General features: G+C 65.5%; 13 protein-coding genes. 12 read left to right on the top strand and 1 reads right to left on the bottom strand.

Annotated elements, in window-relative coordinates; translation table 11 throughout:
- Positions 1 to 182 precede the first annotated feature (182 nt).
- The 8 genes from ACQKJZ_RS16040 to ACQKJZ_RS16005 all read left to right on the top strand — a co-directional run bounded on the left by ACQKJZ_RS16040 (position 183) and on the right by ACQKJZ_RS16005 (position 4937).
- Positions 183 to 788: a hypothetical protein gene (locus ACQKJZ_RS16040; RefSeq protein ID WP_427732303.1), complete on the top strand. Its 606-nt coding sequence runs from the start codon at positions 183 to 185 to the stop codon at positions 786 to 788.
- A gap of 100 nt (positions 789 to 888) precedes the next feature.
- Complete coding sequence (locus tag ACQKJZ_RS16035) at positions 889 to 1827, top strand: ArdC family protein (RefSeq protein ID WP_427732301.1); 939 nt, start codon at positions 889 to 891, stop codon at positions 1825 to 1827.
- 27 nt (positions 1828 to 1854) lie between these two features.
- Entirely contained in the window at positions 1855 to 2346 is a 492-nt protein-coding gene (locus ACQKJZ_RS16030; protein ID WP_427732299.1) for a hypothetical protein, read from the top strand.
- Positions 2343 to 2540 (top strand): hypothetical protein, encoded by a 198-nt coding sequence (locus tag ACQKJZ_RS16025; protein WP_427732297.1) that lies wholly within the window; start codon positions 2343 to 2345, stop codon positions 2538 to 2540. Before ACQKJZ_RS16030 ends, ACQKJZ_RS16025 begins: the two co-directional genes overlap by 4 nt.
- Before the next feature lie 334 nt (positions 2541 to 2874).
- Complete coding sequence (locus tag ACQKJZ_RS16020; RefSeq protein WP_427732295.1) at positions 2875 to 3513, top strand: hypothetical protein; 639 nt, start codon at positions 2875 to 2877, stop codon at positions 3511 to 3513.
- A gap of 40 nt (positions 3514 to 3553) precedes the next feature.
- Positions 3554 to 4180, top strand: a complete 627-nt coding sequence (locus tag ACQKJZ_RS16015) for a DUF6927 domain-containing protein (protein WP_427732293.1) — start codon at positions 3554 to 3556, stop codon at positions 4178 to 4180.
- A gap of 32 nt (positions 4181 to 4212) precedes the next feature.
- The gene (locus ACQKJZ_RS16010; RefSeq protein WP_035386560.1) at positions 4213 to 4425 is read left to right on the top strand and encodes a hypothetical protein; all 213 of its coding nucleotides are present in this window, start codon (positions 4213 to 4215) and stop codon (positions 4423 to 4425) included.
- A complete protein-coding gene (locus tag ACQKJZ_RS16005; RefSeq protein WP_285139211.1) occupies positions 4422 to 4937 on the top strand; it encodes a thermonuclease family protein in 516 nt (171 codons plus the stop codon). The genes ACQKJZ_RS16010 and ACQKJZ_RS16005 overlap by 4 nt, the downstream gene beginning before the upstream one ends.
- A 73-nt stretch (positions 4938 to 5010) precedes the next feature.
- Here ACQKJZ_RS16005 and ACQKJZ_RS16000 read toward each other — a convergent pair whose 3' ends face one another.
- On the bottom strand, positions 5011 to 5535 hold the full coding sequence (locus ACQKJZ_RS16000; RefSeq protein WP_056433753.1) for a hypothetical protein: 525 nt from the start codon (positions 5533 to 5535) through the stop codon (positions 5011 to 5013).
- A gap of 102 nt (positions 5536 to 5637) precedes the next feature.
- Between ACQKJZ_RS16000 and ACQKJZ_RS15995 the strand changes: the two genes are divergently transcribed.
- From ACQKJZ_RS15995 to ACQKJZ_RS15980, 4 genes are all read left to right on the top strand, one after another.
- Entirely contained in the window at positions 5638 to 6945 is a 1308-nt protein-coding gene (locus ACQKJZ_RS15995; RefSeq protein WP_201780557.1) for a hypothetical protein, read from the top strand.
- Between the two features lie 59 nt (positions 6946 to 7004).
- Positions 7005 to 7649 (top strand): DUF7007 domain-containing protein, encoded by a 645-nt coding sequence (locus ACQKJZ_RS15990; RefSeq protein WP_285139210.1) that lies wholly within the window; start codon positions 7005 to 7007, stop codon positions 7647 to 7649.
- A 38-nt stretch (positions 7650 to 7687) separates the two neighbouring features.
- Positions 7688 to 8896 carry a helicase HerA domain-containing protein gene (locus tag ACQKJZ_RS15985; RefSeq protein ID WP_242121675.1) on the top strand — a complete coding sequence of 403 codons (1209 nt, stop codon included), beginning with the start codon at positions 7688 to 7690 and terminating at the stop codon, positions 8894 to 8896.
- Positions 8893 to 10005, top strand: a 1113-nt coding sequence (locus ACQKJZ_RS15980; protein ID WP_427732289.1) for a hypothetical protein, incomplete at its 3' end; no start/stop codon positions are given. The genes ACQKJZ_RS15985 and ACQKJZ_RS15980, both read left to right, overlap by 4 nt.

Genomic DNA, 10005 nt, shown 5'->3' with positions numbered 1-10005 from the left:
TTCCTCCTCGAATTCCTTCGTGAAACGTCGCTGCTTCGTCATCGAGTTCGCCTTTCACCTCAAGGGAACTCTCCACTTTTCCGGGGCAAGTCCACCGTGCAGATACGTCACTTTCGTGTAGTCACCCCAAGGACCAGCCGGCGACCCAGGCGCAGCTCGCCATCGCCGAGGCGCGTGAATCGTTGAACAGCGATTGGACCACGTCGAGTAGCCCGGTCGAACGGTTCGAGGCGTTCCGGGCACTCGATGACGATGCCAAGGCATCCTGGTTGGCCCTCACGGTCGCGTCGTCGCTCGAGGCGAAGCCCGATTACAGCTCGGCAAAGACCAATCCGCTCCACGCCCGCCTCGCCTCGATCCTCGAAATCGACGTCGCCAAATGGTGGCGGCCGACCTCCGCAAACTTCTTCGACCGTGTGTCGAAGGGGACGCTGCTCGCCCTTCTCACCGACGTCGGTGGGCCGGTGCTGGCGGCACGCTATGTCGGCTCCAAGAAGGGCGAGATCTCGACGTCGTGCGAGAAGCTGTTCGCCGGCGAGGCCATCACCGAGGCGGAGACCAAGGAAGCCGCCCTTGCCTGGGTGCCGGACGCGATGCGCTTCGACGTGGTGGCCTCGGTCGCTGACGCCGAGTTCGACGAGAGCGTCGATGATGAAGCTCCCGAGACGGCGCAGGACGATGTCACCAGCGGCGATGACATCGAGGATCCCGCCGATGCCGATAGCGACGAGGCGGAGGGCGCGCTCGGCTCGGTCAACGACGACCACGCGCTGATCGCGGCCGAATAGGTCCAACGCCAACCCGCGGCCTGGGACCTCCCGGGCCTGACTGGCGGTCGTCTTCCACAAAAGGGCGGCCGCCATTTCCCGTTACAAGGGAGACCTCGACATGACCTTTCGTCGGAAACCCGTCGACAAACCGCGCCGCGACGTCGCGGCCGAAATCACCAGCCTCATCATCCAGAAGCTCGAGTCCGGCGTCTTGCCATGGTCTCGCCCGTGGGGCCTCACCGGCGCCGGGGGACGCCCGCTGCGCCACTGCGGCACGCCGTACACCGGCATCAACAATCTCTACCTCTGGGCGATCGGGGACGCACGCGGCTACTCCGCGCGCACCTGGATGACCTACCGTCAGGCCGAAGAACTCGGTGGTCAGGTTCGCCGCGGCGAGCACGGTTCGCACAGCGTCTATTTTTCCAGCTTCTCGAAGACCGAGACCGATCGCGTCACGGGTGAGGAGGCGAACAAGAACATACGCTTCCTTCGCTCCTACACCGTCTTCAACGTCGAGCAGATCGACGGCCTGCCGGTCTATTACTATCCGGTCGCCGCGCCGCCCGAACCGCGGGTCGAAAGCGTGCATCGTGCCGCTATCGACGGTTTCTTCGACGCGCTGCCCGCTACCGTGCGGCATGGTGGCGACCAGGCGTTTTTCTCGCCGATCGGAGATTACATCCAGATGCCGCACCGGACGATGTTCCGGTCGGACGATCATTACGCCAGCACCCTCGGCCACGAATACGTTCATTATTCGGGTGCGCAGTCGCGGCTCAACCGCGAGTTCGGCAAGAAGTTCGGCGATCAAGCCTACGCCTTCGAGGAACTCGTCGCCTCGATCGGGCAGTGCCTCATCTGCGCCGACCTCGGCCTGCCGGGCGAACTGCACGACAATCACGCCAGCTACATCGATCACTGGCTGCGCATCCTGAAGGGGGATTCGAGCGCGATCATCAAGGCCGCGTCGAAGGCCGAGCAGGCCGTCGCGTGGCTCAGGGACGCCGCTGACGAGGGGGCTCAGGCCCGCAACATGCAAGCGCTCGCGGCATGACCGCGCGTCATCACAGGAGCCCAGACCATGCACATCGAGCTGCGCAAGCTGAAGATCGTCGCCGCGCTGTCGGAGGAGACGACCTGCTACAGCGCCGAGATCTGGGTGGATGGGCGGCGCGCTTTCCTCGCGTCCAACCATGGTCACGGCGCGGCCGACATGTTCCATCCGGTAGGCTCGCTCAGCGAAGCCGACGTCGACGCGTGGCTCGCCGCCAACCGCGCGCCAACCCGCTTCGGAGACACTGTGCTGAAGCACACGCTGGAGTTCGAGGTCGCCGCGCTGATGACCCGGATCGAGGAAGCCAAGCGGCTCCGGCGCACCTTCCGCACCAAGCTCGTCGTCATCGAGGATGGAAAGGTCTGGTCCTATCCGCTCAAAGGCCGACCGGCCGAGACCGTGGCGTCCGCGATCAAGCGCCAGAAGCCCGCGGCGCGCGTGGTCAATGGCGATGATGCCGCACTCGAGGAAGCGATCACCATCATGATCGCAGCCGACGAGTTGGCCGGCGGGACGTGACCCACCATCTCCTCGACCTACTGGCGCCCGGTCCTCGGAATGCCGAATGGGAGGCAGAAAAGGCGGGCTGGCGCGCCCAGGTGATGGGCAATTCCGCCTGCTGCTACCGCCGCGGCAGCAGACTGGCAGGTGCCTGGCATCGTGGCTTCGATGCCGCGGCCCATTCCAGCGACCCGCTTGGCCTCGTGCTGTGAAGCCGCCATTGCTTGCAGCTGCCCGATAGGAGGTGACCCATGCTTCCCCTTCGTTTCGCGACACACTTCATGACCGACACGCCTGTCGACCGCGACACGCGACGAGCCCGACTGCTCGCGGCGCGACGCTACCTGGTCGGCAGCGTGCCACGGCGTGGCATCCTCGGCGGGCACTGGGATGGCGGGACCGTCGTAGGAGCATTCCGACTAGGGCGTGGATCGTTCCGGTCGACGTGAACGCCATCCACCTCAGAGCACCGTGATCCAGCCGGGGGAGAAGAGGGAAGGGGGAGCGAGGTTTCGAGCGCGATGTGGCGCTCGGGAGACCTCCACGATGCCCTACGACGTCGCCTTCCGCCATCAGCAGGCACTCGATCCAAGCGCGCTGACGACCATCGTCGCCGCGCTGCACGCCGTCACCACCGCAATTGACGATTGTCGCAACGCCGGCGTGCCGTTCGACGCAGATCCTGGTGTGCTGCTCCTCGCGCGTCACCTCGGCCACATCGCCGGAGCCGGGTCCGATGACTCTCTTCTGCGACGCCGCTGCGAGGACAAGATCGCCGAGCTGAAGAAGCACCCGGCACTCGCCACGCTCGCTATCCGCGGCGTCGCCTATGATGCGGCTGCCAAGAATCTCTTCCATGTCGAGGGACGCGCGGCCCTGCACCGCCTCGCAGTCGCACTCGGACTGAACGAGGGCGATTACGACCTTCGATCGAACCGCGGACACGCGTCCCAATCCGGCGAGATCACGCTCCACACCGCCGAGGTGCGCGTGCAACTCTCGCTGACCGCACTCGGTCCTGGCCACGAGGTCAACTATCGTCGTGTTCGCGGCCGTCACGACCATCTGGGTGATCGTGCCCGCTACGCCATGGCACGCGAACTGCTCGCGGCCGAGCGTTTCGCTGAACGACTGCGGCGAGAGTTGCGGCTGACGGCGTCAGCGCCGGCGCTCCTGGCGGTCTGATCGGGCCCGTCTTCGACCCCTATAAGCAAGGAACAACGCCATGGGTTGGCTCAGCATGCCACGGTCGTCGATGACCCCTCATTCGACGCCCAAAGGTTACCTCGACGCGCAATTCACCTACGACCGGCGCGATGCTGAGGGGAAGGGCAGGGCGCTGCGCGTCGTCGCTTCGTCGTGCCTGCGAAACAAGGTCTGGTATGCGGCCGTCACGCCCAGCACCGACGGCATCGACGAGCCCACCATCGCCGTCGTGTGCCTGGTCAGCTGGAACCCCCGCGCAAAGGACGGCTTCGTCTTCGCCTACAAGGATATGGACGAGACGATGGGGCCGAACGAGGCCGCGTGCCCCGAGCGTATCCTCGCCCTGCTCGGCGACACAGACAACGCCTCCGCGCTAAACTGGCGGCGCCGCTGCCTCGACCGCCTCGCCCAGCGATCCGAGCGGCCGCTCGAGCACGGCATGCACATCCGGCTGCCACACCCCATCAAGTTCGTTGACGGGCACGAGGGCACTGACTTCGTCGTCCACAAACGCGGCCGAAAGATCGCGCTCGCCAAGCTCGGTTCCGATTTTCCGGGTTATCGTATTTCTGGTTTGCGCGACATGCCGTGGACCATCGTTCCCCCGCCGGCCCAGACCCGCGTCCACAAGACGGTGTTCGGTTGATCGCCGAGCCGTCCAGCATCAGGATCAATCCCATGCTTCGTCACGATGACCTCACCGCCCCGATCAGTCCCAAGCGATCGCATCTATGCAGCCGCGCCAACGCGCAGGCCGTCGCCGCCCGGATGTTCGACGCGGGGGCGCGCCAAGTCTCGGTCGTGCGTACCGGAGATATCCTTCAGCCCTTCCGGGTCATCCCGGCGCTCGTCGACGATCCGAACGTCGAGCTCGAGCTGCGTTACGCATGAAGACAGCGATCCTCCTTGCCCTTGTCGCACTTGCGGCCTGCGGGGCAGCCGAGCCCGGGCACGAGCCCGCACGGGATCTCACCGGACGAGGCCGCGCGCTGGACGGCGACACCATCAGCATCGACTTCCGGTTCTCAGGGGCGGACGCCTTCGAGCGGAAGCAACTCTGCCAGATCTCCAGCGGCTGCTATCCTTGCGGCAAGCTCGCGCAAGACGCGACCGCCCGCATGCTCCGCTCGGGGGAGGCGACGATCCGTTTGGTTGGCAGTAGCAGCTACGGTCGACCGGTTGCCGTGGTCAGTGTGAACGGCTCTGACCTGGGCGAGCAACTGATCGCTCAGGGGTGGGCGGTACCGGCCACGAAGTATCTCAGGAGCGATCCGGATCGCGCCGGGCGGTATATGAGCGCTTACGAAGATGCGAGGACCAACAAGCGCGGCGCCCATGCCGGCGCCTGGATCGATCCCGAGAAATGGCGTCGCGGGGAACGCCTTACATGCGAGCGGGCCTGATGCCTGTACCCGCTACACAAAGCGGTCCGGCTGACGATGCCGGACCGCTTTTTTTGTTTGGTAGGCTCCAGCCCTATGCCGGGCGGTCACGCTTTGCTGGACGATCGATCGGATCGTAGTCGGGACCCGGGTCGTGCGACCAGGAGGCGCCGATCGCAAACTCGGCCTCGAAACGGCCAACCGGGCCATCGGGCTCGGCCGCCACGTAGGGAGCCGGCGCGATCCGCTTCGGCGCCTTCGTGCGATGCAGATACCCTGCCACGCGTCCCCGTCCGAGCAGCAGCGCCTCCAGCCACAGCAGATCGTCGATCAGCACACACACGCCACGACCCGCGAGATTGTAGTAGATGCACCGCTGATAATCGTCGCAGCGATTGCCGAGCATCTGCGCCAGCTTCGCCTTGCCGGCAGGGTCGCCCTCGTGGATCCACTCGCATGCCTCCCGCAGCTCACGCACGGAATAGTAGGCATCCTCCGGCTCGATACCGATCGAGGCCGCGGCGATGGCGCGGCGGGTCGGTCGGACGTCGGGGTTGAGCGAGGCGTCGCGCAACGTGAGGTCGAGATCGATCGGCCCGGTGAAATCTTGAAGCTTCATGACCTAATCCTCCTGTCCTCCGAACGTAACGTGAACATCTGCGACCTTGCAAGTGTTCATCGGCACCTTTTCACCCTCTGATCTTCCGATATGATCCCGCTCATGTGGCTCGTACCGCGCGACACCAGAGGGCTTACGTCACGCACCGGCGTCCCTGACGTCGTGCGACGCGCGTTGGTGCGCTGGTACAGCGGCGATGGCGAAGACAGCGATCATCGGGCTTCGGTCATCATGGTGGTCAAAGCGCGCGATCATCATCAGTGGATCGCATGCGACTGCCTCGGGGACGCGGCTGACCCACCACTGCTATCGCCAGCCTATCTGTCTGAGGCCGAGACATACTACCTCAGGCGCCTTACGAGCATCCGGCAGCGGCGACCGGAGCACCATGTCGACTGCCCGTTCTTTCGCGAACAGGCACCTCCCCGCATCCGCGAGAAGGCGACCGCGACGCCGCGCACCATCAACGAGCCAGACGGTCTCTTCTCCGCGCACCGGCTCGCGCCTGAGAAGCTCGCCCAGCTTCCTGAAGACGACGAGCCAGATGATCGCACGCGCGGCGTTGCGATACCGCGCCTTGCGCGCCTGCTCTGGCAGCTAATGGAAATGGCTCGGGTCAACGTTGTCGAGCCGCTGGGTAGGGGAGAACCTCGTGAGGCGTCGATGGCGCTGGAGTTCGGACGGCTGCGCAGCGCGGCCGAGCGCGTCGAGATAGCTCCCGGCATTCCGCTCGCACGCCACCTCTACACCCATATAGACCCCTACGAGCGCGGCATCGTCTTCGCGAAGCTGCGCGAGGCGGCGCGCCACTGGCCCGCCGAACATGCGCCACAGGCATTCCTCCTGCTCTACGCCGTCGATATTTCGGGAACGACGGTGACGCTGGCGGGCGGACGCGAGCTCATCGTGAAAAATCGCATCAGGCACATCGGCGTTCATCAGCGCCGGATCGGGCCTCCGTTCCTGGTCCTTGCAGTGATCGGCGAACATAACCCGCGCGAGGGCTATGCTGCGCTTCGGGCGTATGCGCAGCCTGTCGCTCGCCCCTCCAACTTCATTGCCGTGCATAATGCAGCGGAGCGCGAGACCATCGTGGGTCTGCTCGATCTGCAATACCGACTCCGTCGGCGCGGCATCGGCATCGGGTTCAAAAGGCTGCTCTTCGACGTCGCGACGAGTGCGGGCGAGGTCCGCCCCGATCTGCTCCTCGATCTACGTGACTTCACAACAGGAGAGGTCATGGAAGCGGCGCTGGAAGTGGTCACCGGGCACGACGCCGACACGTTGGGCCTCAAGATGCGACAGGTGGAGAAGCTCCGCGAGATCGCTCCGGTGGTGACGATCCATGCCGAGGACCTGGAAGATGGCGCCCTCGAAGCGGCCGTGCTCGACCAGCTGCATATCGGGTGATCCTGGGTTCATTGAAGGAGAGAGGGAGGGACCTGTCCGATCCATGAGGGAGACGACAGATGACCCGCTTCCAGCCGAGCCCCCGGCCCGACATAACGCCATGGGGAACACCCGATCGCGCCGACCAGGTTCTTCACGGCATCTGGCGCGTTTCGACGCCGAGCCATGGCGGCTACGTCCTCTCCGATGAACGTCAAGCCGCGATGCCCGAGGCACTTCGTCGAGCGGACCCATTCTACGAGGAGGACGTCGACTATGCGCTGGTTCTCTACGGTTTCGCGAGCGAGTTCCGCCGCTTGCCCGTGCCCGGCATCGCTCTTCAGGTCGAGAACGCCCGTCGCTCGGTGCGATGCTGGCATCCGGATCGCTGGACGGCCTTGACCGGCGAGGAGGTGACGATCGGAGAAAGCCACGTCGTCCGCCGTCGCGCCGCCTACACCGCCATCATTGGGCAGTACGAGAGCGTCTCGGCGTCCGGGTCATGGGCGGACTGGGTTCCTGACGGCAAGGTCGGATGCGTTTTTCGCCGTGTCGCCAGCGTGGATGCGCTCGGCTTCGCGCGCCACGAGGGCGAGCCCATCTACGGCCTCGTCGACAAGGCACGCTACGACGCTCGGGTCATGCCCGAAACCTTCGACACGCTCTCGGCAGAGCGGGTCGCAAGCACGGCGCCGATCACCAAGCAGGTCGCCGCCCTGACCTGACACCCCAAACCATACGACGCCAGAACAAGGATGCCGCTATGACCTGCGTCACCCCCATCAGGCCGCTCCCCGAGGCCGCAGACAATCGCGTACCGCTGGGCCACCATTCGAGCGGCGCACTCCACCTTGATCTCGATCGACTTCTTGCCGGGCGCCTGCTCATCCAGGGCAGCTCGGGTGCGGGAAAGAGCCGAACGCTGCGCCGGATCATTGAAGAAGCGTTCGACTACACGACGATCGCGATCGTCGACCCCGAGGGCGAGTTCGAGAACCTCGCCCGTCACATCGGTGCCACCACGATCCGGGCGGTCGAACTGACCGCAGATGGCCTAACCGCAGCGGCCGCGCGGAGCCGACATCATCGGCTGTCGATCCACATCGACCTGACCGACCTGGATCCCGATCAGCGCATCATCAAGGCGGCAGCCTTCTTCGCCGGTCTCATCGGTGCGCCGCGTGACGACTGGGATCACACCGTCCTTGTCTGCATCGACGAGGGACACCTCCTCGCGCCACATGTCGCCGGGTCCGCTCGAGACGCGGAGGCGCGACGCCTCGGCGTCGCGACACTCACCGATCTGTGCGCTCGCGGCCGTAAGCGTGGCCTGGCACCCGTGATCGCCACCCAGCGGCTCGCCAAGCTGTCGACCTCCGTGGTTTCCGAGCTGCAGAACGTCCTCGTGGGCCTCAACGTCTTCGATCGCGACATCGCGCGAGCAGCCGATCTTCTCGGCTTCTCAGCCAAGGAGGCCGATGCGCTTCGCACGCTCGTCCCTGGCGACTTCTTCGCGATGGGACCGGCCCTTTCGGCGACACCCTGCCTCGCCCACATCGATCCGACGATCACCGAGCATATCGGAAAGACCCCAGAGCTGCGCGCCGCGGCCTCTGTCGACGCGACCGAGGCGGCTCGGTTGCTCGACCTCGCCGGGCTTGCCGAGGTGGCAGACCATGGCCCTGCGATCGCGCTCAAGGGCACGCGCGCGCTCGACGCCTTCCTCCTTGATCCCGCCGCGACCGATGCTGCCGCTATCGTCGAGGCACTCAAACGCATTTCCCCGAACGCCAGCACGGCGCGCGATCTCGCAAGACACCTGTCGCTCGATGCGGAGCGAACCGATCGGGCGCTCAACCTCCTGTCGGCGATCACTGCCGTCGACACGATGCCCAAGGGCGACGACCGCATTGCGCGTCTCCATGCGCGTCTACGTGCCCGCCTCAGCGACGTCGCAGTGGTGGCCCTATGACCGACCTAGCGCCCGATATCGTCGAGCTCGTCGCCTGTCCGGTACGAACGGCGCCGACAGGCCGGCTTCGCGAGATGGCGTACCGTGGCGATGCCTGGATGCCCGACGAGGTCGCAACGCTGGAGCGCCTGTTTCGCGACGACATAGCGATAGATGAAATCGCGTCAGCGATCGGTCGGCGCATCCACGGCGTCCGCGACAAGATCGCGACCTTGGGGTTGCGCCGAAACTCGCAGCGGAACTGGTCTGAGGCCGAGGACGCCTGGCTGACACGCGAGTACGGCTCACGTCCCGCATCCGCGCTCGCACAGGATCTCGGACGAGCCTGCACCGCCGTTTATGCTCGCGCCGGCCTTCTCGGCCTTACCGAAGGCAATGCCCCACGCTGGACCGAGTGGGAGGATGCTCAGCTGCGCGCCGGCTTCGAGCGCGCGATACCGGTCGCACAGATCGCAGTCCTGATCGGTCGCCCGCTCTCGGGCACGATCACGCACGCGAGCAACCTTGGGCTGCGACACCCGAACAACCCGCCAGGATGGACCGAGGCCGAGGCGGCACGCGCGCTGACACTCGCGGCTGAGGGCCATCGCTACGTCGATATTATAGAGATGATGGTCGCGGAGGGCTTTCCCCGACGCACGAAGGCGGGGTTTGGCCCGCACCTGCGCAAGCTCGGCTACGGCCGCGGTTGGGGCCGTCCATGGACTTCAGACGAGGACGCTCTGTTGATGCGCGTCTATGCCGACGGAACGAGCCGGACGCCGCTCATAGCGCGGCTCGGCCGTACCACCCACTCGATCAAGTGGCGGGCCGAATACCTTGGTCTGCGCGGTACTCACGCCAATCGGGACGGCTTCCGGAGCGGTCCCGTCTGGACCGAGGGCGACATCGCAACGCTGCGCGAACACTATGGCAAGATGCCGATGACGGATCTCGCCACCAAGATGGGCCGTACCAAGGCCTCCCTCTTCACTCGCGCAAATATCTTGGGATTGGTCCACGGCTACCAACGGCTGTCAATCGGCGTGCAAAAAGGACCCCCTATCGGCGTCCAAAAGGGACCCCCTTCGTCGAGCAGCGTGACGGGTATGGCGGGTGCACCGTTTGCG

The sequence above is a fragment of the Sphingomonas sp. NPDC019816 genome (assembly GCF_050274375.1).
Classification (GTDB): domain Bacteria; phylum Pseudomonadota; class Alphaproteobacteria; order Sphingomonadales; family Sphingomonadaceae; genus Sphingomonas.
This window is presented reverse-complemented; position numbering and strand designations above follow the sequence as displayed.